Origin of the sequence: Bacillus sp. J33 (assembly GCF_000518885.1) — a bacterium.
Lineage (GTDB): Bacteria > Bacillota > Bacilli > Bacillales > Cytobacillaceae > Cytobacillus.
On the sequence record NZ_JAEL01000083.1, the window covers coordinates 1 to 26270 of the forward strand.

Sequence of the window (26270 nt, forward strand, 5' to 3'; positions counted from 1 at the left end):
AAAGCTCATTGGATTAGCACAACAATGGATAGTAGAACAAAGACAAGCCTAACTTTTTGTTTAGCTGAGCCCTTAAGCTAATTCAGCAATCGGCGGAGCGAACTCTTGACAAACCGAACTTGCCAATGGTTTAAAATGGAAACAACCAAGGGCTTATTTGGTATGCCTTCTTTTGTTCCCTTCGCCCTTGTTAAACAATCCTCAAACCATTGGCGTGTTTGTCAAGAGCGATTGCGGCGCATCTCCATCCAGTAAATAGGAGAGAAACTAACCCTTTAGGTAGTTTTCATAAATCTTTTGACACTACCTTTTTTAAAAACCAATCAGGTCTTTGTCTAATTATATAAAATATTCAGACTACTTAATTTCTATTATTTTTACTAATTTTTAAACTATTTTTACTAGTTGGTTAAACTTATAGAAATCAGCTTTAATTAATGGAATCAGCCAATCTAAAAGATGTTTTCAGCAATTCCTTTTCAGGGAGCCTCTGATAATCTCTCTTCATATATCCTTTTCTCATCTTCTCAAAATATTTTTGCCCCTTGTTTTTTATTTCCTCTAAATCAAGATTAGGAATTTTTCGATCTTTCATGACTACATGACCATTTATAATGGATATCTTTACATCTCTGCCCGTCCCGCTTACAATCATCGTTCGTATAGGGTCATCCAAAACACCCATATGGAATCCATCCAAATCTATTACGATAATATCAGCTGCTGCACCTGGGCATAGACGCCCCAGGTCCTCCCTGCCAAGAAAATTCGCCGCTCCTAAGGTAGCAGCCCGGTAAAAATCAGCATATGCTGAATCCTCTACTTCTTTATTTACAATCCGTGAAAGCATGCTACCTATCCTGATATTCTGAAACATATCCGGAGGGAAGGTATCTGTTCCTAAAGCTAAATTAATTCCTGCTCTTTTATACTTTGCAAAGGATTCCATAGCCTGGCCATGTCTCCCTATTATTAAAGGACAATGAATAACTGTTGTATTTGTTCTTTTCAGCAGCTCTAAATCATCCCCTTCACCTGCCAAGGCCTCACTATATCCGGAAATGAAATGGGCATGTGGGATTGCGGTTTTTGCCCCTAAAAACCCAAGGTTATACAGATGCCTTATTGGCGTTACACCATAGTCCTTAATGATTTTGTGATATTCAAAACTGCCTTGGGCTGCATGCAATTTGATCGGAACGCCAAGTTTGTCACTATAATGCTTTGTCTGGAGTAAACTTTCTTCTGTTTGGCATTCAATCCGTTCAGGTGCAAGCATTCCCCTCACCAATCCACGATAAGAACCGTCAAATTCTTCCACAAATCGTACAGCTCTTTCTAAGCCTTGCCTTCCTGCTTCTTCATCCCAATAAATCTTTATATTGCCATCAGGCTGTACAACCCTATTTCCCGATTGATAACTTGGGCCCAGATAAATCCGCAGTCCCAAGCTTGCTGCATGCCCGGCCGCAGATGCTAGCTCCTCATATGTTTCTGCCCATTTTTTATAATGCACAGATGTTATTGGCATGGCTGTTGTAATACCATGAAGGATTAGCTGGGAATATGCATAAAGGGATTTAAAGGCCTCTTCTTTCTCAGTCATTATTTCACGGGATCCTTGCTTCACATACCTTTCTGACCAAAGCAAATTTTTCTGTTTTGCCGTATTTGCTTCAAAATGCAAAATATCATGATCAATATCACCCAATGCATTCAAATCAATGAACCCCGGACTTATTAAAGCATTGCCGGTGTCAATTTCTTTATCAACTTTGAATGGGCAGCATTTTCCTACATAGATAATCCTATCGTCTTCATATACAACCTCACCATCTTCTATAATGACATGGTCTTCTCCATCATAGCCGATAACATATTTTCCCTTAAGCCTGGTTTTCATTGGTTATCCCCTTTCCCAGCAGCCCAACAATCTTCTTCGCTGTGGTTCACTCCATCCGCATAGGTGCGGGTATGCCCCCAAAAATATTTGGTATGCTGCATGTATTTTTCAAGACCCGCGCGCTTAATTGTTGAATTGGCCTCTTCATTTGCTTCAGCTAAAACTCTACTTTCATCAACGGAATAGACAATCCTGTCTTTCATCAAAATCTTGCCATCTACGATAACATGGTCTACATCATTAGCAGCAGCTTGATAGACAAGCCGGTGAATATGCATAAATTCAGGAGTTAAATGCGGCTGCTGCATGTTTACTGTAATTACGTCAGCCCTTTTTCCGGCTTCCAAAGAGCCCAGCTCATTATCCCACCCTATGCATTTAGCAGCATCAATGGTAACCATCTCCAATAACTTTCCAGGAGGTAAATAATATTCATCTCTGTGTGCCGATTGATGAATAAACTGTGTTTTCCTCATTGCTTGAAACATATCAAAGCTTGTTGATGGAGAAGTTCCATCTGTTGAAATGGCAACCGTTGTTCCCAGCTCCATTAATTCTATGATTGGTGTACGGGCATGAATTTGAGAAAAACCAGGAGATACACTAACATTTGTCCCGGTTTCTGCCAAAATTTTTGCTTCACTAAAGGAAATCCCCCGGCAGTGCTGAAGATGTACATCTGGACCTAAAAGAGCATTTTCCCAATCCTGTACCGCTAAATGAATCATCCCTCCAAAAGCATCCGAGTGAATCCGAGTATTATATTTTCTAGCAATCTCCCTAATTTTTTTTGCTTGATCTAAATCATGCTCAGTTAATTGATTAAGTCTTGCAGGTGAAGTTGGTCCGGAGGGTTCGACCGATGGGACGATTACGAATGGGGTAATAAATGCTCTTGTCCGATCTTCATTTGCATGGTGTAATGCCTCAACCACAGCTTCTGCGCCATGTAACACTTCCTCGTAGGCGACTTCTTTTGTAATTCTTTTATCGCCTATCCAACGGCTGAATAAATGTGGCCATGGCGGGTTGCAGGGACCCGTGCACACAACTTCCCTAACACCGGTTTCAGCGTAAGCCTTTGCATGGTTAATAGCAAATATCGGATCATCAGACCTTGGCATGGACCCGATCACAGAGACACCCGTTGTAATTCCAGCTTTCAATCTCTCAAGAGCAGAGAGTTTCCCCTCATAATACCAGAAATCATCTGTTACAAAATGCTTATAGGTATTTGTTATTACAGGCATCCAAAAATCAATGCTTTCCATGGCAATAGTCTTAAACATCGAATGTCCTCCATGGCCATGGACATCTATCAACCCCGGTAAAATACAATGATGGCTGCAATCAATAACTTCTTTCGCCTCAAACTTTTCAACAAGTTTCTCTGTAGTATCTACATCTAGGATCAGGCTTCCATTTATGGCAATAGCCCCATCCGGGATCAGACGTCTATTTCGATCCATGGTAACGACCATACCATGGATCAGCAGCAAATCAATCATTTCCTCTCCTCCATCTATTTTTCTTAAAGTATAAGGAAAAATAGATGGCATAACTTTCAGAATTATTACTTTTATTTTTAGTTTTTCTACCTATTTTTTTAATTTTTTTACCTGCACATGAACTTCACTCCTAAAAATAAGTGCCATTCGTTTGTTTCACTCCCTAACCAATTCCTCCCGTAATACGCGTGCATGGTTATGGATAGGATCTTTCGCTGCATATAATAATGTAATTTTTTTCTCTTTGGAAATTCTTCTTAACTCTTCTATCTTGCGGACTTTATCCGCCTGAGTCCGCAGCTCAAAGAGATATTTATCCCTGAATTCATTAAAAAGCGCGGGTTTATGATTAAACGCTTTTCTCAGCTCACTGCTTGGTGCGATGTCTTTTTCCCAAACAGATATGCGAGCGTCCTCTTTTTTTATTCCGCGCGGCCAAAGCCGGTCGACCAATACACGATAGCCGTCTTTTTCCTCATACGGTTCATAAATTCTCTTAATACAAATATCCTCCATTGAAAGCACCTCCAAAATAATCGAAATCTTCCTGTTTCTATATTTATCGTGATTTGCTATTATTTTACTATAAAGGGATTATCCAAATTTTTCTATACCGAAGAAAACGTGAGGTGAAAGGAAATTGACCGGTACGATTGCAGTCGTTATGATTTTCTCCATTCCCATTATCAGCATCCTGACTTTTCATAAACAAAGACTAGCAAAGATTAAGCACAATATGATTAAAGATGAAATCACCCTGGAAAAACTAAAACAGGAAAACTTCCTGCTTGAAACGGAAAAAATGAAGCTTGAACTGGAACAAATGAAGCTTGAAAGCACCCAGGATAAAACGAAGATAATATAACTTTTGGGATTATCTTTGGGTCTTTTTTGCTTCTTTTTTAATTTTTGCTGTTTTCGTCAAGTTTCTTCCTTTTCAACTGCTAATTAAGTTAAATTAACTGAGTTGATTGCAGCAGAGATTAGTAACGACCGGGAAGCTATATTCAAATAAAAAGGCGCATAAAAAAAATCCCTTCCTTTTCAGGAGGGGATTCTTGCTTTATAAATTCTCTATAATCTTCCGGGCAGTTTTTCCTCCGTTTTCAATACAGTCGGGTATGCCAACTCCATAATAAGAACATCCAGCAAGCCAAACTCCGGGATAATTTTCTGCAAAAATGCTTTCAAGTGAAGCCACAGTTTCTGGATGGGTGATCAGATAGTTAGGCATTTTCTCTGTCCAATTGGTCACTTTGCTTGCTGCAGGCTTGGCGGTAATACCCAGGCTTTTTTCGATATCAGCCATAGCGGCTTGAAGAAGTTCCTCTTCAGTCATTTCCTTTAGAGTTGGGAAAGCAGGATGGCTGCTTTTATAAAATAATCTTACAAGCAGGTTGCCGTTTCCAGATGTATGCTGCCATTTCCGGCTCGTCCATGTGCACGCATTGCACGTTAACTCTTTCGTATTTGCAGTGATAAAGCCTGTTCCATCTTCCGGAAGCTGGCTGTCAGGTATGTCATAAGCAACATAGATGGAAATGAGCGAACTATTTTTTAAACGGCCAAATTCATTCTTGAGGTCCTGGTCCTTAAATAACTTTTCAGCTGCATTATGCGGGATGCAAAGCACAATATGATCCGCTTCCATGCTTTCCCCATTGGAGAAATCTACTTTATAACGTCCTTCCTTTTTGGCAATTGCAGCAGCTTCAGTGCTTTTTAATATCTCTGCACCATCAAGCTTTTCTTCATAAGCATTTATTAGGGCATCCATCCCGCCTTTAAATGAGAAGAATTTCTTTCCTCCGCCGCTCTGGAATGCTTTTCTATTTTCCTCAAAGCCTTTAATGATGCTGCCGTACTTTTCTTTATAATCGAACACCTGCGGAAGGGTTGAAGCAATCGTCAGGTCACTGAGATTTCCGGAATAGACTCCGGAAAGGACAGGGGCAATTTGCTTTTCTACCAATTCTTTTCCGAAAAAATGCTCTAAAAATTCCCCGATGGAATCATGCTTTGTAAAACCTTCATTTTTCGTATAAAAATCCTTTAGTGCTTCCACTTTTCCTTCTGCAGACACAAGGGTTGTTTTTGCCAGTGATTCAACGCTGGCCGGAATTCCAAATACTGAGTCTGCTGGAATAAGTTTCAGCTCCCCATCGCTGTATATATATGAACGTCCCGCTGCATTATAGACAATTTCTTTTTCCAGGCCAAGCTCTTGGATAAAATCCATCCCTTCGGCTTTGCGGGCAACAATCGAGTCGGCCCCCGCTTCCATCACAAATCCGCCTTCCTTGACAGTCTGAATCTTTCCGCCCAGCTTTTCTGATGCTTCTGCCAGAACAAGCCTTATATCGGATTGATTTGCTTTTTTCCATTTATTCAGTTCATGCATGGCAGATAGCCCTGTTACACCACCGCCGATGACCAATACTGTTTTCACGTATACACACCCCAGTTACATCCAATTCATATTAAAAGTGTACCACAATATAACCAGATGAAAGAATGTGTTAGTTTGTCCAATTGATGAATATATTTTTGAAAAGGGGGAGAGAACATGCAGCATTCATTGCTTGTGATGAACCTGCTTCGCTTTTCAGTTTCATATGTATTTATCGTTTCCGGTTTTATGAAGCTTATCAGCGCGGAAATAGGCAGTGCATTCGTAAATCTGGGACTTCCATACCCGGAACTTATCATGCATGTGGTCGCTTTCTTGGAAATTGTATGCGGGGTATTAATTCTCTTTAATAAGAGTGTAAAAAGCGCAGTTATTCCGTTGATTGGCATTATGGCAGCCGCTATTCTCCTGACCAAAATACCTGTTCTAAAATCAGGCTTTATGCCTTTTGCATTTGACGCCAGGCTGGATGGGGTTATGCTTGTATTGCTGTTTATTTTATATAAATGTTCACCATAGCTGTGGAACGTTGATAGGACGGGAAGTGACCGAAAAAGTATAAAATGGCCGATAAAATTAATTTTTGACCGATATAACGATAAAGTGACTGATATAAATCGAATCAGACTGATAAATTTATGAGAGTGACCGATAAACCGGAAACAGCTCATCATTTTCTTTTTAGCACTTTGTTAATGGAGCGGGGGATGCTAGATTCCTCGAAATAAGACTATTAAGATACAAAAAAACGGAGAGCCCACCTCTCCGCATTTTCATTTCCTAAACCAATTCGCATTTTCATCCATATGTAAAAAAGCTATGTCTGTGTTAACTTCACCGATTATCCGATTAGTCTCAATATTCTTGCCTTCCAGCCATTGGGCAAAGTCAAAGATAATGGGTTCCCGATCGCCGCCTAACGAAAACCAGGCTTTCATCTCTTTAGGCAAGTAAGCAGACGTATGGATTGTTCCAGCCCAGCTGCCATATAAGTCAGAAAAAACGCCTTTGTCCGTATCATTTAAAAGACGGAAAGCCTCACGGGCACTCATTGGCTGTTCCTGACGGCTTTTCATCACACTCAGCCTGCGCATGCTATCCGCCAAATGATTTCTATTTTCATGTCTCATGACTTCAAAATGGTTTGTGCAGGCTGTAGTCTCGCGGACTTCTACTCCCCGTGGAGAAGTTTCCACTGCAAATGTCTCGCCGCTCCTGTCATATACCACATAAGTGAAAGAATGGCGGTGGGGAATTTCCTTCACCATATTGACTGCTTCCTGCACATTTGCACAAGCCTCCAATAAAAGCCGGCCAATCATACAGCAAATAAAACCATCCCCGGGATTTTTCCGGTTCATAAAGTTATAGCCAACTGCAAGCCCTTTTTCATTCATGCCATCCATCCGCCCTGTCACGCGCTGGCTGGGTCCAATGATGGCATAGCCCTGATCTGTTGGCTGATAAAAAGTATACCGTCCTTCATATGTTTTGGGATGATAATCATAGTTTCTGATCAGGTAGTCCTCACCCGTCATGATCGAACAGCCTGATCGGACATAATTCACGCGATATCCGCCAAATTCTTTTAGCACCCGTTCCATTGGCCATTGGAGTGCTTCCTGAAGACCAAGAAGTTCTTCCCAAATGCCTGGTGCAAATCTTGTCATCGCCTCTTTCGCTTCCGCTTCCTTTATCGAAAACCGGGGCTTTCTCACCTTCCATTGATCCTCGCGGTTTTTTACCGATAAAGAATCCTTTAACCTCATTCCTTGCATGTATCCAAAATCAAAGTGGGTTCCCCGAAATTGTATAATGTCACTGTATATTGTCTTCAAATAGAATCCCTCTTTTATTGCTTCTTTTTACTAAAGAATAAAGGAAGCGTGTATGAAAATCTAGCAGACGAACTTAAACAAAAAAGGACTGATCCGCAGATGACTGCGAATCAGTTCCTTTATTTATCATCTACAATAATATAAGCTGCCTGGACTGGGCCATGCACACCTACGATTAAATTCATTTCAATATCGGCACTATTGCTCGGTCCTGAAATAAAATTCACACAAGATGGAACAGGCTCACCGTTTTCCACTTTAGTATGGATATGTTTTGCAACCTGGGTCATTCTTGGAACTATCGTGCTTTTTGGAATAACAGCGAAATAGATTACTGGAAGAAGGCTTACTGCACGGCCCTTTCCTTTATCACTGTATAAAACTACTGTCCCTGACTCTGCCAGAGTGGCATCGCTAAATGTAATTCCGATGTCTGCAGTGGCGGAGAAAGCAAGATTCTCTTCGCCTCCTTCGCGATCCCAGACATGCAATGATATTTCATCACCCTCCAGCTCTTTAAAAAAGCTGGATAAACCAAATTCGTCAAAGCGAGGGTCATCCCATGTAACAACTGATTTTCCGCCATACTCCTTAATCAGGCTGGCAATTAATGAAGGAAGCTCTGCAGAAACCGTTTCATGTACATCTGTATGGATGCGCAAGCATTGCTGTTTTAGAACCTCCACAAGCTCATCCTGGGATGCCCCTTTTAATACGTCCCATTGGGGATTGTGATTCCAAGCAGGCTTTTCAACCTCTCGGCGGCGCTCCCTTCCCAAACTTTTTGCAAGGTTATCAAGGAAGGAATTACGATTATAAACTGAGCCAGCTGCCATCATTCTCCCCTCTCTTTCGTTCTCTTTTTATATAAATCTCTAAAACGGTCTTTCTTAGGTGCAGGGAATTCCCGGATCTCCGTCCAGTTTTTCAGAGGGCCGGGGCCATTGGAAATTTTATCATCCTTCGCAAATGTTCCCAATGCCTTAGGGGCAAGCTTTGAGCCGATATTATACATAGAAGGGGAGGCCGTTCCCAGGCTGAATGCCTTCATTGATAAGTTTTCAAAAATAGGGGCTTTTCCCTCTTTTTCAACAATCTCCTGACGGTGACGAAGCAAATGCTCATGCAATGGTATTTTCACCGGACAGGCTTCCGTACATGCCGCACATAGTGTTGATGCATATGGCAGCTCCTTATAATCATCATATCCACCCAGAAGCGGAGTCAAGACTGCTCCCACTGGCCCTGGATAAATTGATCCATATGAATGGCCACCAACATGGCGATATACCGGACAAACATTAATGCAAGCTGCGCAGCGGATACAATGGAGAATGGACTGGAATGCAGTTCCCAGGATTTTCGACCGGCCATTATCGACGATGACCAGATGGAATTCCTCCGGGCCATCCGCTTCCCCCTCTTGTTTGGGCCCTGTTAAGGCAGTAATGTAGCTTGTCAGCTTCTGGCCAACTGCCGCACGGGTCAGCAGGCTTACAAGAACCTCCATTTCCTCCCAGGTTGGAACAATTCGCTCCATCCCCATCACAGTGATCTGTGTCTTTGGGATGGTAGTAACCATTCTCGCATTTCCTTCATTCGTCACAAGGGAAATGGTTCCGGATTCAGCGATGGCGAAGTTGCAGCCTGTAATCCCGATATCGGCCTGCAGAAACTCTTCACGCAGCTTTTCCCTTGCAAACAAAGCGAGTTCTTCCGGCTTCTCAGTTTTATCATAGCCTAGTTTATCCCTGAAAACGTCACGGATCTGCTCTTTGTTTTTATGAAGAGCCGGTGTGACAATATGAGATGGCGGATCATGATCATCCACTTGCAGAATCCACTCTCCAAGATCGCTTTCAATCACTTCACACCCTGCATTTTCAAGTGCTTCATTCATATTGATTTCTTCAGTGACCATCGACTTGGACTTAACAACCTTTTTTCCGTTATTCTTTTTCACAACATTTGTGATATACTCATTTGCTTCTTCTGCTGTCTCAGCAAAAAATACATGTCCTCCGCGTTTGATTACATTTTCGCTTAAAAGCTCCAGATAATAATCAAGATTTTCTATCGTATGGGTCCGAATTTCCTCGCCAAGCTTACGCCATTCTTCCCAGTTTCCCAGCTCTTCTGCAGCATTCAGCCGGCCGCTGCGGAAACGACCTTGGGCGGAGGAAACAGCTCCGCGCATGAACGCGTCTCCTATCCCATCCGAAACACGTTCTTTAAAGGGTTTCTCCCCTATCTTCATACCCATTTATAGTTCCCCCTTTTATCTGCTGTTTAATACAGAGGCTATGTGCATCACTTTGATTGGCTTACCTTTCCGGTCAATACGTCCGCCAATGTTCATCAGGCAGCCGCAGTCGGCTCCTATTAAGATTTCTGCCCCGGAATCTTCAACACTTTGAACCTTCTCATCTACCATCTGTTCGGATATTTCCGTCATTTTCACCGAAAAAGTACCGCCAAAACCGCAGCAATTATAGTTGTGTGGGAGCGGTTTCATTTCAAGTCCTTCTACATTGTTTAATAGTTTCATTGGCGCTTCCTTAACACCCAATAATCTCGTCATATGGCAGGAGGTATGATAAGTGGCTTTGCCATTCAGCTTTGCCCCTACATCCTCTACCCCTAAAACGTCTACGATAAATTGCGTCAGTTCATACGTCTTATCCGCTAATTTCTGCGCACGCGGTTCCCAAACTGGATCTCCCTTAAACACGTGCGGATACTCTCTAAACATGGTTCCGCATGATCCGGAAGGGGTAACAACATAATCGGAATGCTCAAAAACCTTAATCATATGTTTCATCGATTCCTTTGCTTTATCTACATATCCGCTGTTATAAGCCGGCTGCCCGCAGCAAGTCTGCTGTTCAGGAAAATCGACTTCACAGCCCAGCCTTTCAAGCAATTCCACTGTATCCATCCCAACATCAGTTTGGAAAATATCTATTAAACAGGTCACAAATAATGATACTTTCATAGGTCTCACTCTTTTCTTTCTGAAGGTATATGCAAGCTTTTCCTGATTGTATTATATACAGTGTAAACCTTTACTATTGCCTAGTCAACAGGTCATCTGATGACTCTAATAAAATATAGCAAGCTCTTGAGTAAGAGCTTGCCATTTTTCATTAAGCTGTCTTCCGCAGCTGTTTCACATCCATTCTATTTTGCTTTTGCCCTTTGGCAATCAGCGTTACAATGAAGCCTGCCACGACAGCAAGTATAATCGTACCAATATTGAACCCAATTCCATTAATGGCTACATAGCCAATTCCTCCTGCAAAGATGACATAGAAGGTCATTGGTATCAGTGTTTTTCTTATTAAATTTCCTTCCTTGCCAATCAATCCGGCCGAAGAGGATGCTGCCACTACGTTGTGTACACAGATCATGTTTCCTGCAGCTCCTCCGACTGCCTGCAAAGCAACGATAGTTGCTGGGGCTGCCAGGATATTATCTGCTACACCAAATTGGAAAAGTGAGAACATCATATTGCTGACGGTATTGCTTCCTGCTGCAAATGCGCCAATTGCACCAATCGTTGGTGCTGCAAGCGGCCAATAGCTGCCGAATATAGTTGAGATCCCCTCAGCCAATGCGAGCGGCATGCTTGTAAATTCGGCCGCATTGATTCCCGAGTTGATAAACACCTGAACCATAGGAACTGCGAAAATAAGAGCAGCCATTGCACTGACAATTGTTTTAAAAGAGTCCTTTACTGCTCGTCCATAATCTCTCATGTTCATCTTAAAAATGAGGATTGAAATAAGCGAAACTGCTATAAAAATAACACCCGGCACATTCAACGGTTTTGATTCAACCGTGATCGCGGTCCCGAATACGCTTTCAAATCTGAGAACAAATGCTTGAAGCCATTCCGAAAACGGCAGATAGTTAACGCGTGTCACAACCAATAGAATAGCAACTAGCAAGTACGGCAGCCAAGCAGCCATAAATGACACTTGCTTCTTTGGCTTTTCCGACTCATCAACTTGCAGGGAACCAGTCCATGAAGGATCCCAATTGCTTTTTTCTTCAAAATCCCATGCCTTTTCAGGAATAAACAGCCCTTTTTTAGCAGCAGGCACAACAATCGCCAATCCAATTAAACCGCCAATCAAAGATGGAAATTCAGGTCCAAGCAGATTTGCTACCAAAGCATAAGGAACTGTAAATGACAGACCTGCAAATATAGCAAACTTCCAAATCGCTAACCCTTCCGCTATGGATTTATTTTTGCCGAAGAAATAAGTCAGCATTGTTACCATAAATAAAGGAATAAATATGCCTATAGCCCCGTGGATAAGGGCGACTTGTCCGCCAATTCCATTAATATAGGCATCAAATGTCGTTCCTTGCTCGGCAACATAGCTTTGAACCAGCGGGGAATCCTTTAGCCCTGAATTAACACCAATTAAGATCGGTGTTCCTACAGCACCATACGAAACGGGTGTAGATTGCAGGATAAGCGCAACCATAACTGCTCCCATTGCAGGGAAGCCAATTGCAACCAAAAGTGGTCCAACGATTGTAGCAGGCGCCCCCCATCCGGCAGCACCTTCAAGAAAAGATCCAAATAGCCAGCAAACAATAATTGTCTGAACACGGCGGTCAGGCGAAATACTCATAAAGCCTTTTCGGATTGTAAATATGGCACCGCTTTCTTTCAAAGTGTTCAATAAAAGAATTGCACCGAATACGATAACACCCACTTCCAGTGCTGTTACAACCCCTTTAAAGCTGGCTGCGGCCACTTGATTTCCGGGAACCTGCCAGATAAACATAGCCATAATAATGGTTAAAGCCAGCGAAACCGGCATGGCTCTCTTGGCTGGCCATCTAAAAATAACTAAAAATAAAAAGACTGAAACGATCGGCAATGTAGCAATTAAAGCCAAAGTACCAATACTCAAATACCTCTTCCCCTTTCATGTTGAAAAATTTCTTCTCCCTTTGAACTAATCACATTAACAGGTCATCTGATGACTTTAGTATAATAAATAGTATAATTAAAACGCTTTCATATCTCAATAGTATTTTTAGAAATTTTCTAAAATAAAGCCCAATCGCTGGCATTTGCGATTGGGCTTCTTCATTATATATCCATTTCTTGAAAATATTTCATTAAAACTTCTTCCACACTTTGAAGGTGCTCAAGCAATAACATTTGTGCCTTTACCCCGTCCCTTTGTTCGATTGCCTCAAAGATGCTTGAGTGCTCTTGCGTCAGGCGGTCCAAAGCTGATTTCTTAGAATAAAGCCATAGCCTGCGCGTTTCTCTCATTGTTGTGACCATCATTTCTGACACATTGTTCATTAGGCTGATCAGTAAGTCATTTTGTGATGCTTTTGCAATGGCCATATGAAAACGAAAATCTGCTTCTTCGCCCAATTCTTCATCATTGGCATTTTTCATCTGCTCCAATGCTTCTTTGATTTCAAAGAGATTCTCCTCAGTCCATCTCAATGCGGCCGCTTCTACAGCCCCTACCTCAAGAATACGGCGAACCTCCAGCAAATTTTTCACATCATCCTTTTTCATAAGGACGGCTATTTGCACAGGAAGCTTGAGCATGTTTGAATTAAATTCGCGAACATAAGTCCCTTCCCCCTGATGCATTTCCACCAATCCCATTGCCCGCAGTGCACTCAATGCCTCCCGGACTGCCGAACGGCCAACCTGGAAATTTTCCGCGAGCTGCTGCACAGAATCAAGCTTGTCACCTGGCTTCAGCTCACCAGACTTAATCATATCCATAATAGCCTCAGCCACTTCTTCATATATTTTACGCGGTTTTATTCGTTTATAATTCAACTATGTTCACCTCAATATATATCTACCTATGATTCTATAGTAATATGTGCGAAGCGACAACGCTAATTTGTAAGCGATTCCTTTTTATATGTCAAAGAGTTGTCTCCATTTTAAGCAATGCATGAAATCAATATTTTTTTTGCAGCCCTCTCAGGAAGCTTGTTCTATTGCACTTTTCAGCTTATCTATCATTAGAATCACCTGTATTTACTTTAGTATTTTTAAACCCTTATAACAAACTGAATCTGCCTTTGTTAAACCTATAGCTCGAAAAAATTTATCCCTCTTATAAATAAGTTTTTCTGCATTATAAGTATTTTTATCAATGTTATGGACATACAGACACTTCTTCTTTACAAAACAGCATTAAGAATAGTTTCATAAAAGCTTATTTGTTGCATCTTAAAAATATATCGTTTAAGATTTAATCGTACACGATTTAATATTAAAAATTATCTGCTCAGGAGGAATTCTTATGACTACTGTCTATGAATTTGAGGTTAAGAAAACAAATGGTGAATTAAAATCTTTGTCAGATTACGAGGGCAGGCCTTTGCTAATCGTTAACACAGCAAGCAAGTGCGGTTTGACTCCTCAATTTAAGGGGCTTCAAGAGCTTTATGAGAAGTACAAGGACAGCGGTTTGGAAATCCTTGGTTTTCCTTGCGATCAGTTTAATAATCAGGAATTTGATAATATTAAAGAAACAACTGAATTTTGCCAAATCAACTATGGCGTATCCTTCCCAATTTTCGCGAAGATCGATGTGAATGGAGATAATGCCCACCCTTTATTTGTTTTTCTAAAAGAACAGAAAAAAGGACTTCTCTCGAAGAACATTAAATGGAATTTTACAAAATTTCTAGTGGACCGCAATGGCAATGTTGTTGAACGCTATGCCCCAACAACAGAACCAGACAAAATAGAAGATGATATAAAGAAATTAATTTAAGATAAAAAAACCCAATAAGGTGATCATGTGAAAGATTTTTTTACACTCGATAAGCAGCTTTGCTTTGCAGTTTATGAAACTGCCGGCGAATTCACAAAACTGTATACAAGTGCCCTTCAGCCATTCGGCTTAACCTATCCGCAATACCTCGTCCTTTTGGCTCTCTGGGAAAATGACGGTGTAACAGCTAAAGCGCTTGGAGAACGGCTAAATCTCGGAACCGGAACCCTCACCCCGATGATATCAAGAATGATTTCGAATGGGTGGATCCGGAAAGAACGATCTAATACAGATGAGAGGAAAGTAAATATTTTTCTGGAGGAGAAAGCCCGTCAGGAAAAACAGGCCATAACCCAAAAAGTCAGCGAAATCATTCAAACATGCAATATTGAATTGGAAGAATATGAACAGCTGATGAAGCAGCTTGAGACATTGCGTTTGAAAGTAAAGAAAAGAGTACCTCACTAAAATGGGGTACTCTTTTAGATCTTAAATGTTTAATCCTCCCCGAAATAGCCATATTAAGTATAGATTAATCTGGAAGGGAGCCTAAAGAATGGAGTTTTTACCAAGAGAGCAAATCATCAATGCACTGCAGGAACCACTTCAATCATACATAGACAAATATGGGATTGACGATATTGGAATTTTTGAGGAAGAAGGTCAGGGTAACCAGTACTATTTGGGCTACACAGTGAAAAAAGAAGGAAGAACCTATCATATACATAGTCCCTACTTCAAGGATGATAATGGAGGATTAACGCCCGCAGAAAATGAGTGGACGATTGAATCGGATGAGCCTAAAGGAGAAGATCGAATGGGATATGAAAATTTAGAGCAAGCACTTCGGGAAATTTAATACAAATTTAAAAGAGATTAATTTTCACTTCTTGACTTTTAACCATATTTATTTTTGAATATTTTGTCTATAATAAAATTATATTGATTAAAGGAGTGGAAAGAATGGCTGTTAATGCCTACCTTAATTTTAATGGAAATTGCAGGGAAGCTGTTGAGTTTTATGCGGAGGTTTTTGAAACAGAAAAGCCTCAAATCATGAGTTTTGGTGATTCTCCTCCCAATCCGGAATATCCATTAGCTGAGGAAGCAAAAAATCTGGTTATGCACGCACGGCTTAACATTTGCGGAAGCAATGTGATGTTTTCCGATACTTTTCCTGGAATGCCATTCACGGTGGGAAACAACATCAATCTTGCTATTGTAATCAAAGATCTGGATGATCTTAGAAAGTACTTTACCAGGCTGAAAGAAGGCGGCACTGTTAGCATGGAGCTGCAGGAAACATTCTGGAGCAAGTGCTATGGCCAATTAACAGACAAGTTTGGTGTAAACTGGCTGTTTAATTATGACAGTGAATAAGGTATATATGGAACGCAGCAATGGAGACTTCAGCCGGAGTCTCCATTCTGGTTATTCATTTAATAAATGATGCATCATTCTTTTTTTATCATCAAAAAACTGTTTCATAATTCTGTAATGGTTCGTTTCTTCAAGATTTTTTTCTGTAATCCCTTCTTCCGTAAATTCATAAATGACGGAATCTGGATACGCCATAATAATCGGTGAGTGTGTGGCGATAATGAACTGAGATTGTTCTCCGACCAGATCATGAATTCTTGTCAGCATGGACATTTGCCTGAGTGGTGAGAGAGCTGCCTCCGGTTCATCCAAAATATAAATTCCTTTGCCTCGAAACCGATGAAGGAATGTAGAAAAAAACGCTTCACCATGAGATTGTTCGTGCAGCGAACGGCCGCCAAAAGAATCGATTACCCGGGGGCCGCCCCCTTCACTGTCCATTTCTTCAATATTGGAAGCAACATTATAAAAGCTCTCCGCCCTCAGAAAAAATCCGTCACTGGGTCTATCAATTCCTTTTATTACCTTTATATAATTCCCGAGCTCTGAATGAGAATCAAATGTTGAAAAGTTAAAATTGAAAGAGCCGCCCTCAGCATTAAATCCCAAAGCAACCGCTACTGCTTCAAGTAATGTTGACTTCCCCATCCCATTCTCGCCAATCAGAAAGGTAACTTTTGGGTGGAAAGTCAGTTCATCCAAGGCCTTTAGACTCGGAAGATTAAAGGGATAGTTGCCAAAAGAAGGTATAGCATCTCTTTTAAGGCTTACGCCTCTTACATAATGTGAACTCAGTAGATCCATATAAAATACCTCGAGTTTTTATATTTTGCCCTGTTGATTTCCGGCAGGCGCTTTCTTTCCAAGAGGGTCTTCCTTGTGTACCCTGTGTACCCTTTTCCCAATATTGAATAAGCTTCCTTGAATGCAAAAGCACTCTTAGTGGATTCGAGCCCTCCGCTCCAATCAGCAATGTGCTAACCATTAGGGCTAAAACCGCTTTTAGATACGCCAAGCTGAATGGGAGAATCCTGAAATTCCTGGCGCAGCATTTTCAAAACGACTTTATATGCTGTTGGGTTATACCATTTTTCCAGGCCCATTTCTTCATAAATCTTCCGGATCCCGAGCCTCTCAGTCCTCCGGCCTCCGCTTCCGTCTCCCATCCAGAAATCGTCTATCGTTACTCGGTTCGCAATTGATTTTAACTTCGCTGGAAACTCTTTTGAGCATGGCAGCAAAGGGGCAATTGTTGCCTGAGTTATAATTCCGGCTTCTTTAATATCGTTTAACGCAGCCATCCTAGCCGGAATAGGAGGAGCAGATGGAGAAAACGCCTTCCTTACTTCTTCTTTATCCGTTTCAATCGTCATTGAGATCCTGATTCTATCGCCGAATTGCTGGAATAGGTCGATATCCCGCTTTACCAGCGGAGACCTGGTTTGTACATGCAAGAAGTCTGGCGGGTTTTTAAGCATTGCTTCCATTAACGTTCTTGTCAGCTTTGAAGTATACTCAATCGGCTGATAAGGATCCGTTGAAGAGGACATAAATAACGCCACTGCCCCCTTTTTCTTAGCCTTAACCAGCTCTTTTTCCAAAAGTTCTGCTGCATTCGATTTAATATCGATCCATGTTCCCCATTCCTCTTCGCGAAAAATGGAAACCGGAAGTTCCCTTACATAACAATACTTGCATCCAAAGGCACACCCGGCATAAGGATTTAATGAATGTGTAAAGTCATCAATCGCACCTTTGGCAGGGGTTAGGATACTCTTTGAAACAATTTCTTTTAACTGTATATCCATAATGACCACCTATTAGCCTAATAAAATAAACCGAACAACTGTTCCTTAGATTAAGAGTAACAGACTGGTTTATGAACGTCAATTGATGAAATTTACTCCAGCCAACTCTCCAAGCATATAAACTTTATGAGGGTTTTCTTATGAATATACTCCGGATAGACCTCCTAAGACATTGAAGAAAGCATCCTTAATACGAATCCCCTATTTTTTATGGTTTCGAAAGGTATTGGTGACGTTTTTCAAAGAAAAAATAGGTTCAACTCATTTTTTTGCCTTATTCTCTTTTCTTATTTATTATTTTGTAAACCTTCTCTATTTTCGACAGTGCCCAATGCTTCTCTTTTAATAAGCTGGCAGATCATTACTGCTAATGTTCAACCTTTCCTTTAAAAATAAAAAACGAATGTTTTTTTCTCTTAAAAATTCGAGAAATTTACAACCTCAATTTGATTTCCAGAAGAATCTCCAATTACAAAGTAACGTATATGGTTCAAGCTCAAAGAGTACTGCTATATAAAAAAAGGTGCCGGGCTGGCACCTTTTTCAAACCTATCGATATTAAGTTCCGCAAAAAGTGCGATAAGGAATGTTTGATGGCTCTGGCAGCTTGCAATATTCATCCTGATCGTTTGAATACGCATAAGGTTTGGAAAGCACATTAAGAAGCTTCTCAAGAACGCTGTAGTCTCCTTTTTCCACTGCAGCGTCAAGAGCCTCTTCAACCCTGTGGTTCCGGGGAATGACAGCAGGATTGCTGTTCCTCATCAACTGGCTTACAGCTTCTTTTGATTCATCCTGCCTGCTTAGTCTATCACGCCATTGTTCTTGCCACTTGGCGAAATCCGGATTCCCATGTAATAAAGCATCCTCTATCTTACCCAGAGTTAAAGAGCGAAAGGTATTGGTATAGTCTGCTTCAGACTTCTGCATTATCTTCAGAAGGTCTGTAAAAAGGGATTCGTCTTCTGTCTCTTCGTTGAAAATTCCAAGCTTCGCCCTCATCCCGGCAAGCCAATGGTTTTGATATATTTTGTTATAGCCTGAAATGGCTTCCTGCGCCATCTTCACAGCCTCTTCCTGATCATCATGCAAAAGAGGCAAGAGGGTCTCAGCAAACCTCGCAAGATTCCACCCTCCAATATATGGCTGGTTTCCATAAGCATAACGGCCTTCCCTATCAATTGAGCTGAATACGGTCGCCAAATCATAGGCATCCATAAAAGCGCATGGGCCATAGTCGATCGTTTCTCCGCTAATGGCCATGTTGTCCGTGTTCATTACACCATGGATAAAACCAACTAATTGCCATTTGGAAATCAGTGATGCCTGGCTCTGGATCACTTTCTGAAGCAGGGAAAGATATGGATTCTCATCCCCTTCAATTTCCGGGTAATGCCGCTTAATTGTGTAATCAGCCAACATTCGGAGTTCCTCAACAGGTCTCCAATTGGCAGCATATTGAAAGGTTCCTACGCGTATATGGCTTTTAGCGACTCGGGTTAAGATGGCTCCTGGCAGCTCGGTTTCCCGGATAATGGACTCACCCGTAGTGACCACTGCCAGGCTTCGGGTTGTGGGAATTCCAAGCGCATGCATTGCCTCACTGATAATATACTCACGCAGCATCGGCCCAAGTGCCGCACGTCCATCTCCGCCGCGGGAATAAGGAGTTCTGCCAGAACCCTTTAGCTGAATATCCACCCTTTCATTCTGCGGAGTAACCTGCTCTCCAATCAGCATGGCCCGGCCATCCCCCAGCATATTAAAATGTCCGAATTGGTGCCCGGCGTAAGCTTGAGCTAGAGGTAAAGCCCCTTCTGGAACCTGGCTGCCAGAAAGAATGGCTATGCCATCTTCGGTTTTAAGTTCATCCACTTTTAACCCAAGTGAGTCTGCCAATGCTTCGTTGAGTTTGATCAGCGCTGGGGATGCTGCGGGATTTGGCTTTACGGTTGAAAAAAATGCGTTCGGCAAACGGGCATAACTGTTGTCAAAGTTCCACCCTGTTTCATTCCTATTTGTCATTATTTCTCCTTCCTTTTCTTCTTTGGCTTTTAGAGCCAGTAACTTTTCTGGCTTGTTCTTTGGCTCACATGTCTGTTTATCTTTAATTATTATACCCTTTCTGAAAAAAGATAGCGGGATTAAAGACTTTTTATAAAGCTGCCGGATCAGGCATGATTTAACTGCAAAGACGGGTAGAATTATTATGAGTATATGTAAAGCTTATTTAATCTGTCGAAGCTCCAATTTTTTGTTCGATTTCGCTAAGAAAATTAAAAAGGCGGCAAATATGCCGCCTTTTAAAGAGTTTCCTATTCACAATGCTCAAACGTTTTACAGGCTGTTTCCTCTACATCTTCCGCCTCTCTGCCATTTTGGCCAATCACATAAATAGAATCAGCAACACATTTGTCTCCTTCTGCCCAATACTTGCAGTTTTCCACGTTACATAAAACTTCTACTTCCATTGATGGCCACCTCCTAATGGTTTGTTTTTCAATACCCTCTTTAGAGATGGAATAACCGCAATTGGACAAAAAAGCGCTTACTCTTTTGCTATGCCTGCTTCAAAATCAAGTTGATTACATTCTCTGCATGTTTTAAATGAATTTGACAGAATATGACCTTTTGTAACTTTTTTTCAATAAGCACAAAAAGGCAACACCCCCTTAAGGTTAGTTGCCTTCTTTTAAAATCAGTTCTGTAACACTCTCCACGTGTGTGGAGTGCCGACGGTAGGAAATTAACACTATGAGATGTAGTAGTTTACCTTTTATATCTTTAACATTTCATCCCAGATTAACTTGTTTACTCAAAACGTTCATTTCTTTGCCTTTCCATTTTCAATTCATTTTCTCTTTCCAAACGAATAGTTTCTTTAAATTTTTCTTCTTCTTCAGTTGCCCATTCTGCAATTAGCAAATTACTATGGTTTTTTAATGCTGTAATTAAACACAGGCAACTTTGTAACCTATCTGCAAGGGAACCCCACCATGTTCTTGGGTAAAATGATTTTCTAAATATATTTAATATCACCACTGGATCATAATAATTATCCATTATCCACAAAGCTAAAGGGGTCCACTCCAAGATATTGTCCTTCTCAACTTGTTGATAAGGCCTTATAGCAGATGCAATAACAGGATAACGTGTTTTGGGATTGACTTCACACCATTTTTTAATAATTTCCTCATTTATATAGGAAAGAGCTTTTCCTTCTCTAGAAAGTGCTTCGATTAACCAACCATCCACTTTTTGCTCCCTACCTAAAAATTCATTAAGGAATACTTCAGGCTGTGTCTTAGATAAAGAAGACAGAACACTTTGATAATCCGATGGGAAAATTTCAAAGTTTATGTATCCACCTGCAAGCTTTTCACACAATATCTTAGCGCTTTCTTTTCCAGATTCCCCCTTAAAACAAATTTGAACAATTTCTGATAATTCATAATCTAATTGGTCTTTCTTATTATTTTCTCTTGAAAATTGATATTTTAACAATAGGTCTTGACCGACATATGATATACAATCACTAATTATCGTGTCTTTAGAAATACCATGTATTCTCATATTTAATATCTCAATTGCTACTTCTAGTCCATTTTCTTTTAGTGATATTAACCCTAATAATTCTGCAAGATCTTCATCACTTATAGTTTCATGAACTCTACCGTATGCAATATTTTGATATTGCCATATAGGAGCTTCTCCATACTCAAGTGATTTTCTTAATCTGGTTACACCAAGAGAATTAACTTTTATACTTATTTGTAATAATGGAAATATAGAAGCTAGAATTGGATCCGTTACGGATTGATCCAGAATTTTTTCTGTAAGGGCTAAATCAATTTCCGCTAATCTATTTAAAAAACCACGGAGTACTTGATAGTTACGTTTCGAATCATCTATATAGGATAACTTTTCACAAAAATCAATCCATGTTTCCTCATGATTGATAGATCCGTCTGCTATTCCTTGCCCAAGACTAAATAGTCCAGGCCCATCATTCCCCAAAATTTCAGGCAATAATTCACTTAAAATTTCATCTTGGGATCCAACCTCTCTCCCAAGTAATTGAATTTTCTCCTCTACAGTTGTATATCCATCATTATCTAAATCACTAACAGCATCAACCAAATCATAAATGCTTCTTCCTGACAATGAATAAAATTTCGCTTGTTCAATTAAAGAGTTCGGCTCCAATAGCAATACTAAGTCATTTAGTCTTTTGTAGATCTCTGACTCCATTTCTTTGCCATCAAATCTCATGGTTGTTCTTACAGCTAGCCATCCTTCTCTCCAAGATCCTTTTGAAGAAATTATTTCTAAGACTTTTTCAAGTTCATCATACATTCCTGCATTTACCCAAAGTCCTCTAAACTTTGAGGCTATTAATTCTTTTACTTTAAAAGCAAACGGGCTTTCCGATATTGCCACTCTAAGAGAATAATCAATAAACAATTTATACCATGTACGTATTTCGAATCTGTTTGTTGGATTATGGCCATAATCCCTAGGTCTAGCTCCAAATTCAAAGCTGTACGATGAACTAAAATGGGTTGTTTCTAAAGCTGCATCCAATAAAGAAATTCCTAAATCAACTTCCTCTTCAATATTTGATTCTACTAATTTCTTTATTACACTTAGCCTCTGGTCTGCTGAAGCATGTGTTCCAGAAAGATAAATATAAAAAAGAGACTTTAGTAAATTTCTTATTGAATTTACATTTTCATTTGGTTTCTCTGATAGCGCAAATTTAGAAAGTAAATTCGTTGATCGAATAAATAAATGTTTATCATAGGCCAATGATCTAAGAAGACTTGTATATTCATTATAAAAAACATTATCTCGAGTAAAAAATGTATTAGCTCTACTGGTTTCAAGAACTCTTTCCATAGCAGAAAGTGTTAGTTCAGGAGTTAAGGGAGCAACATTTCTAAACAGTGTTACTCCCAATTCATTAAGATTACTTACATCTCCAAGTAGCCCATCTTCCTTCAGCCATCTTTTAGAAATTTCTTTAGCTTCTTCACTTTCATGTAAATAACTTAATCTTCTTGAAAATGATTTTAAAAGTCGTTCAGATCCACCATTTTCAAATACACTACATATTTTTTCAATTGGTATATTTTCAAGAGCCCTCTGAGCCAGTTTATTAGCAATTGCATGAGGTAGAACTGCTCGCCACACACTCCGCTTTTGAACAAGATCACGTCGCATTAACTCACTTACATTTCTATACATTTCTTGAACATTCATATCTACCAAATCACTTAGCAATTCTAATTCTGCATTCTCAAATAGTTGAATATTAAATGAATAAACCAATGAGCATGCCTCTGCAGCTTTTAATAGTGACCTGCTTGGCTCATTTCGCTGCTGGAATAATCGATTAAATAAGTCACTATCTTTTAACTCAGATAAATTATCTCCACGTTTTACTGTGTTCCCTAAGGCAATTGCAATTCTAGCATTTCCTCCAGAAAAATTTGCAATACTCCGTGCATCTATTTCTGTTATATGACTAAATCTTTTTAATATGACTTTTTCAATTAATTCAGTCGACGCTGGTTCTAAACGAAATACATCGGTCGCTTCTGGCTGGTCATCTCTAACATCATATTCAATGGTTACTAAACTTACTAAGCTATTTGGTTTCGAACATATAAGGCCCAATCGTCTATGCAAATCTGGCGGACAATTATCTACTGCAAGAATGAATCGAGACTTTAGAGCAACTAGTCTCTCAGCAAAATTAATAGGGTCTGGGTCAGGGCCGTCACTAATATCCGTATAAAATACGATTGATTTATTTAAAGGGTTTTCTCCTATTCGTTCATCAAACAATGCTTGAAGCAATCTTGTTTTTCCTACCCCTGAAAGCCCTACTAAACGTACTGAAGATGCAGGTCCATGAAGAATGTTTCGAATTTCATTTATTCCATCACTGACTGCTAATCCTTGTGAATAAGAGTTCGGTTCAATATATAAACGAACATGTTCATCTAACATATACTCCTCTTCAATTCCCAATGGGCAATTTGCCCAATTCTCATATGTTCTCCATCCCTGAATTGGTCTTCCTATTTTTTCTCTTACCCAAAGGACCAAAGCTGGATGACTACGAACCCAACCAGCAATCCGTTCTCTATCATAGAAGTCTACTTTAATGTCAGTATAATTCGGGTAGTCAGACAATGCATCTATCATTGCTTTATTTCGATCTTTAAGAGCCGAATCAGCAGTTGAGCCTTGGCTACTAACAATAATATAAGCCCCCTTGGAATCTACTAGATCTCTTATTACTTGTCTAAGCTTACCTTTGGGTCGCATTTCACTTATAATATCTGCTCTTGGCATATCTGGTTTTTTCACTTGAAAACCTGTTTTAGATCTTGGTATAAAACTATCAGCATGTAGAGGAGATAAAATGTCAACCCTGACATCAATACCACCATCTTTTGCATTTTGGTGTCCTCCCCATGTTACTCCTGCTGTTGGTAAACCATATGTACGTAGTTCAGCTTCACAGAGAAGACCGATTAAAGCCCTTAAATCGCTATCACTTAATTCGCTTATATCTTTACCACTAATTTCAAGCATATTACCTAAAGCCCTCCCTTACCATAATAAAAAGGATATTAACCTATAAAATTATTTACATGGATAATAAAAAACCCCATCCTCTTATTGAAAGAAAACGGGCTTTCCTAATTAAACCAATTTTAATATTAGCTTAAAATATTGATCAATCTTTATTTTCAAAAGTAAATATTAATTTTCCAAGAAAACATACTCAGAGGGACATGACATTTGTCACCAATTCATCACCATATATAGAAACCAAATAACCTGTTATATCCACTAAACATGCATAAACAATATTATTTTCCATTTTAGCCACCACTTGATTTTTAGCTTTAAATATAGTATTTGCAATACCACGAGTAATCCAAACAAAGCTACCATCGTTCCAAGCGGGAAGAATGACCCCTTAAATATATCTCAAAATGAAAGACGAAAAAAGACCCCTTAAAAGTCAAGGAGTCTGTTTCTATGGTGAAGAGCCACCACACTTCTTGTAAATTTAATATACAATAAATCAGGAAGTACATCAATACTTTCCATTAATGGGAATTTTTCAGTTATTCCAGCTCATCTTTAAAGTCGTTGATAGATTTCAATCTTTCAACAAAATCATCTAGCTCCTCTGGCTTGAGTATAAAGCTCACCTCATCTCCAAGCAAAGTTTGAATTGAAAGTTCTACGTTGCCATTATCATCGACAGATCCAATACTAATAGAATCAATACCCATTCTTAAGTCCAACGTTATATTCAAACATATCCCCCATCTCCAATAATTAACTCTTTACACAACTAATTTATACCTGTCATGCATTACATTCAATGCCATTCATTAATAATTCATAGAAATCAGAAGTAATTTCGAAGAATTCTAAGTTTAGTATTAAGAGAGTGTCTCGGATCTATTCAGATTAATCCAATCCCTTTGCTATAAACTGAGAGTCAGGGTGCACCAAGAAAGCATTAAAAATATAATAAAAGCATGAACTAATAGCTTTAAACTACACCGGTGTAAACAAGTTCATAAAAGAAATTCTAATTAAATTAACTTGATAAATAGTGATTAATTTGACGAAAATTCTTTTCTATTTACCGGAGGAAATTATTATGAGTAAGTATTTTAAAGTAGTTATTAGTAACAAATACGTTGAAATCATAAAACAAACAAATTCTCCTATTACTAGAAGAACCTCTTCAGGTGGGCGAAAATCTCATTCAATTCTAAATAGTGAAAATTACGATACCAATGTTAAGACCAGCATTACACGAGCTCGTAGAAAAATTCGTAGATTGCTAGAATGCAACTTTACAGATAAATATGCTTTTGTAACACTCACCTTTGCCGCCTCAGAAGCAGTAGATATCACGAACATTAATAGCTGCAACAAAATATTTGCAGACTTTAAAAAACGTTTAGCCTACTATTTAGAGAAGAATCAATTACCAAAGTTCAAATATTTAGGTGTAATTGAATTTCAGGATAAGTTTCGGAAAGGAGCCATTCATTATCATATTGTTTGCAATTTAACAGAGGTTCCTAACGAAATATTACAAGGTCTTTGGCAACATGGCTTTTTGCACAAGATAAATATTTCTTCCGGAGCAACTGAAAATGAAAAAATTGCTTTCTATCTAAAAAAAGGGATCACTGATCCAAGGCTTAACGGCCATAAAAGATACTTTCATTCACATGGTTTAAAACAACCAATTATCTTAGAATTTGATAACCCAGATGAGTTTTATAAATATCTCGATGAGTGTAAATCCACCCTTTTTGTTTATGGCATCATAAAAATGTAGGTTATGGCATTTAATTTGTGCTGGCCCCTAGGGGCCTGCACAAATTAAAAATGGCCACTTGTCAACATTCCAAAATACACATACACTTCCTGTTGGGTACAAAACGTGCAGGAGGTATTTAAGGAGATGTTGGCAGTGGCCGAGATTAATTATATCAGACATGAGGTTAACAATAAAGACTGCGGATATTCAAGTGTAGCTAAAAGGACAGGGAGAGATCCGCGAACCATTAAGAAGTATGCAGAAATG

23 protein-coding genes are annotated in these 26270 nt (G+C 39.7%); 7 read left to right on the forward strand and 16 right to left on the reverse strand.

All coding sequences use genetic code 11. The annotated features are described in order from the left end of the window. Positions 1 to 430: 430 nt before the first annotated feature. From L634_RS0120860 to L634_RS0120870, 3 genes are all read right to left on the reverse strand, one after another. Positions 431 to 1903 carry an amidohydrolase family protein gene (locus tag L634_RS0120860; protein WP_026584123.1) on the reverse strand — a complete coding sequence of 491 codons (1473 nt, stop codon included), beginning with the start codon at positions 1901 to 1903 and terminating at the stop codon, positions 431 to 433. After that, positions 1900 to 3411 (reverse strand): amidohydrolase family protein, encoded by a 1512-nt coding sequence (locus L634_RS0120865; RefSeq protein WP_026584124.1) that lies wholly within the window; start codon positions 3409 to 3411, stop codon positions 1900 to 1902. The genes L634_RS0120860 and L634_RS0120865 overlap by 4 nt, the downstream gene beginning before the upstream one ends. 156 nt (positions 3412 to 3567) lie before the next feature. Beyond that, positions 3568 to 3927 (reverse strand): DUF488 domain-containing protein, encoded by a 360-nt coding sequence (locus L634_RS0120870; RefSeq protein ID WP_026584125.1) that lies wholly within the window; start codon positions 3925 to 3927, stop codon positions 3568 to 3570. Positions 3928 to 4051: 124 nt separating this feature from the next. On the opposite strand from L634_RS0120870, the gene L634_RS0120875 reads away from it, so the two are divergent. Beyond that, positions 4052 to 4276: a hypothetical protein gene (locus L634_RS0120875; protein WP_026584126.1), complete on the forward strand. Its 225-nt coding sequence runs from the start codon at positions 4052 to 4054 to the stop codon at positions 4274 to 4276. A 198-nt stretch (positions 4277 to 4474) separates the two neighbouring features. On the opposite strand, the gene hemG is transcribed toward L634_RS0120875, so the two are convergent. Further along, complete coding sequence (gene hemG, locus L634_RS0120880; protein ID WP_026584127.1) at positions 4475 to 5860, reverse strand: protoporphyrinogen oxidase; 1386 nt, start codon at positions 5858 to 5860, stop codon at positions 4475 to 4477. Between the two features lie 117 nt (positions 5861 to 5977). Between hemG and L634_RS0120885 the strand changes: the two genes are divergently transcribed. Next, positions 5978 to 6340, forward strand: a complete 363-nt coding sequence (locus L634_RS0120885) for a DoxX family protein (protein ID WP_026584128.1) — start codon at positions 5978 to 5980, stop codon at positions 6338 to 6340. Positions 6341 to 6594: 254 nt separating this feature from the next. On the opposite strand, the gene L634_RS0120890 is transcribed toward L634_RS0120885, so the two are convergent. The 6 genes from L634_RS0120890 to L634_RS0120915 all read right to left on the reverse strand — a co-directional run bounded on the left by L634_RS0120890 (position 6595) and on the right by L634_RS0120915 (position 13492). Continuing rightward, a complete protein-coding gene (locus tag L634_RS0120890) occupies positions 6595 to 7659 on the reverse strand; it encodes a C45 family autoproteolytic acyltransferase/hydolase (RefSeq protein ID WP_026584129.1) in 1065 nt (354 codons plus the stop codon). A 119-nt stretch (positions 7660 to 7778) separates the two neighbouring features. Beyond that, positions 7779 to 8495, reverse strand: a complete 717-nt coding sequence (locus tag L634_RS0120895; protein ID WP_026584130.1) for a LutC/YkgG family protein — start codon at positions 8493 to 8495, stop codon at positions 7779 to 7781. Then, the gene (locus L634_RS0120900; protein WP_026584131.1) at positions 8495 to 9922 is read right to left on the reverse strand and encodes a LutB/LldF family L-lactate oxidation iron-sulfur protein; all 1428 of its coding nucleotides are present in this window, start codon (positions 9920 to 9922) and stop codon (positions 8495 to 8497) included. Before L634_RS0120900 ends, L634_RS0120895 begins: the two co-directional genes overlap by 1 nt. Positions 9923 to 9937: 15 nt before the next feature. After that, complete coding sequence (locus L634_RS0120905; protein ID WP_026584132.1) at positions 9938 to 10654, reverse strand: (Fe-S)-binding protein; 717 nt, start codon at positions 10652 to 10654, stop codon at positions 9938 to 9940. 151 nt (positions 10655 to 10805) lie between these two features. Continuing rightward, entirely contained in the window at positions 10806 to 12590 is a 1785-nt protein-coding gene (locus L634_RS0120910; protein ID WP_026584133.1) for an L-lactate permease, read from the reverse strand. Positions 12591 to 12772: 182 nt separating this feature from the next. Then, positions 12773 to 13492, reverse strand: coding sequence for a FadR/GntR family transcriptional regulator (locus tag L634_RS0120915; RefSeq protein ID WP_026584134.1), 720 nt, complete (start codon positions 13490 to 13492; stop codon positions 12773 to 12775). Between the two features lie 475 nt (positions 13493 to 13967). Between L634_RS0120915 and L634_RS0120920 the strand changes: the two genes are divergently transcribed. The 4 genes from L634_RS0120920 (at position 13968) to L634_RS0120935 (ending at position 15824) form a co-directional block, all read left to right on the forward strand. Then, complete coding sequence (locus tag L634_RS0120920) at positions 13968 to 14444, forward strand: glutathione peroxidase (RefSeq protein WP_026584135.1); 477 nt, start codon at positions 13968 to 13970, stop codon at positions 14442 to 14444. A 27-nt stretch (positions 14445 to 14471) separates the two neighbouring features. Then, complete coding sequence (locus L634_RS0120925) at positions 14472 to 14912, forward strand: MarR family winged helix-turn-helix transcriptional regulator (protein ID WP_026584136.1); 441 nt, start codon at positions 14472 to 14474, stop codon at positions 14910 to 14912. Positions 14913 to 15000: 88 nt separating this feature from the next. After that, positions 15001 to 15303, forward strand: coding sequence for a DUF5634 family protein (locus tag L634_RS0120930; protein WP_026584137.1), 303 nt, complete (start codon positions 15001 to 15003; stop codon positions 15301 to 15303). Positions 15304 to 15407: 104 nt separating this feature from the next. Beyond that, the gene (locus L634_RS0120935) at positions 15408 to 15824 is read left to right on the forward strand and encodes a VOC family protein (RefSeq protein WP_026584138.1); all 417 of its coding nucleotides are present in this window, start codon (positions 15408 to 15410) and stop codon (positions 15822 to 15824) included. Between the two features lie 51 nt (positions 15825 to 15875). On the opposite strand, the gene L634_RS0120940 is transcribed toward L634_RS0120935, so the two are convergent. The 6 genes from L634_RS0120940 to L634_RS0120970 all read right to left on the reverse strand — a co-directional run bounded on the left by L634_RS0120940 (position 15876) and on the right by L634_RS0120970 (position 24975). Next, complete coding sequence (locus L634_RS0120940; protein ID WP_026584139.1) at positions 15876 to 16628, reverse strand: AAA family ATPase; 753 nt, start codon at positions 16626 to 16628, stop codon at positions 15876 to 15878. Positions 16629 to 16801: 173 nt separating this feature from the next. Then, positions 16802 to 17632, reverse strand: a complete 831-nt coding sequence (locus L634_RS0120945; RefSeq protein ID WP_026584140.1) for an SPL family radical SAM protein — start codon at positions 17630 to 17632, stop codon at positions 16802 to 16804. 558 nt (positions 17633 to 18190) lie between these two features. Beyond that, positions 18191 to 19657, reverse strand: a complete 1467-nt coding sequence (locus L634_RS0120950) for a protein adenylyltransferase SelO (protein WP_026584141.1) — start codon at positions 19655 to 19657, stop codon at positions 18191 to 18193. A gap of 290 nt (positions 19658 to 19947) precedes the next feature. Continuing rightward, entirely contained in the window at positions 19948 to 20103 is a 156-nt protein-coding gene (locus L634_RS32900) for a DUF1540 domain-containing protein (protein ID WP_084028959.1), read from the reverse strand. A 340-nt stretch (positions 20104 to 20443) separates the two neighbouring features. Next, positions 20444 to 24238 (reverse strand): hypothetical protein, encoded by a 3795-nt coding sequence (locus L634_RS0120965; RefSeq protein ID WP_026584142.1) that lies wholly within the window; start codon positions 24236 to 24238, stop codon positions 20444 to 20446. A gap of 542 nt (positions 24239 to 24780) precedes the next feature. Next, positions 24781 to 24975, reverse strand: coding sequence for a hypothetical protein (locus tag L634_RS0120970; RefSeq protein ID WP_026584143.1), 195 nt, complete (start codon positions 24973 to 24975; stop codon positions 24781 to 24783). Positions 24976 to 25328: 353 nt separating this feature from the next. Here L634_RS0120970 and L634_RS0120975 point away from each other — a divergent pair, with 353 nt between their 5' ends. After that, positions 25329 to 26021, forward strand: a complete 693-nt coding sequence (locus L634_RS0120975; protein WP_026584144.1) for a rolling circle replication-associated protein — start codon at positions 25329 to 25331, stop codon at positions 26019 to 26021. The last annotated feature ends 249 nt before the right edge of the window (positions 26022 to 26270 follow it).

Coding starts and splice junctions, on each gene's coding strand:
- L634_RS0120940 (WP_026584139.1), bottom strand. CDS start 16,628: ATGGATCTACTGAGTTCACATTATGTAAGAGGCGTAAGCCTTAAAAGA.
- L634_RS32900 (WP_084028959.1), bottom strand. CDS start 20,103: ATGGAAGTAGAAGTTTTATGTAACGTGGAAAACTGCAAGTATTGGGCA.
- L634_RS0120930 (WP_026584137.1), top strand. CDS start 15,001: ATGGAGTTTTTACCAAGAGAGCAAATCATCAATGCACTGCAGGAACCA.
- L634_RS0120975 (WP_026584144.1), top strand. CDS start 25,329: ATGAGTAAGTATTTTAAAGTAGTTATTAGTAACAAATACGTTGAAATC.
- L634_RS0120865 (WP_026584124.1), bottom strand. CDS start 3,411: ATGATTGATTTGCTGCTGATCCATGGTATGGTCGTTACCATGGATCGA.
- L634_RS0120965 (WP_026584142.1), bottom strand. CDS start 24,238: ATGCTTGAAATTAGTGGTAAAGATATAAGCGAATTAAGTGATAGCGAT.
- L634_RS0120935 (WP_026584138.1), top strand. CDS start 15,408: ATGGCTGTTAATGCCTACCTTAATTTTAATGGAAATTGCAGGGAAGCT.
- L634_RS0120860 (WP_026584123.1), bottom strand. CDS start 1,903: ATGAAAACCAGGCTTAAGGGAAAATATGTTATCGGCTATGATGGAGAA.
- L634_RS0120870 (WP_026584125.1), bottom strand. CDS start 3,927: ATGGAGGATATTTGTATTAAGAGAATTTATGAACCGTATGAGGAAAAA.
- L634_RS0120905 (WP_026584132.1), bottom strand. CDS start 10,654: ATGAAAGTATCATTATTTGTGACCTGTTTAATAGATATTTTCCAAACT.
- L634_RS0120885 (WP_026584128.1), top strand. CDS start 5,978: ATGCAGCATTCATTGCTTGTGATGAACCTGCTTCGCTTTTCAGTTTCA.
- L634_RS0120895 (WP_026584130.1), bottom strand. CDS start 8,495: ATGGCAGCTGGCTCAGTTTATAATCGTAATTCCTTCCTTGATAACCTT.
- L634_RS0120920 (WP_026584135.1), top strand. CDS start 13,968: ATGACTACTGTCTATGAATTTGAGGTTAAGAAAACAAATGGTGAATTA.
- L634_RS0120900 (WP_026584131.1), bottom strand. CDS start 9,922: ATGGGTATGAAGATAGGGGAGAAACCCTTTAAAGAACGTGTTTCGGAT.
- L634_RS0120950 (WP_026584141.1), bottom strand. CDS start 19,657: ATGACAAATAGGAATGAAACAGGGTGGAACTTTGACAACAGTTATGCC.
- L634_RS0120945 (WP_026584140.1), bottom strand. CDS start 17,632: ATGGATATACAGTTAAAAGAAATTGTTTCAAAGAGTATCCTAACCCCT.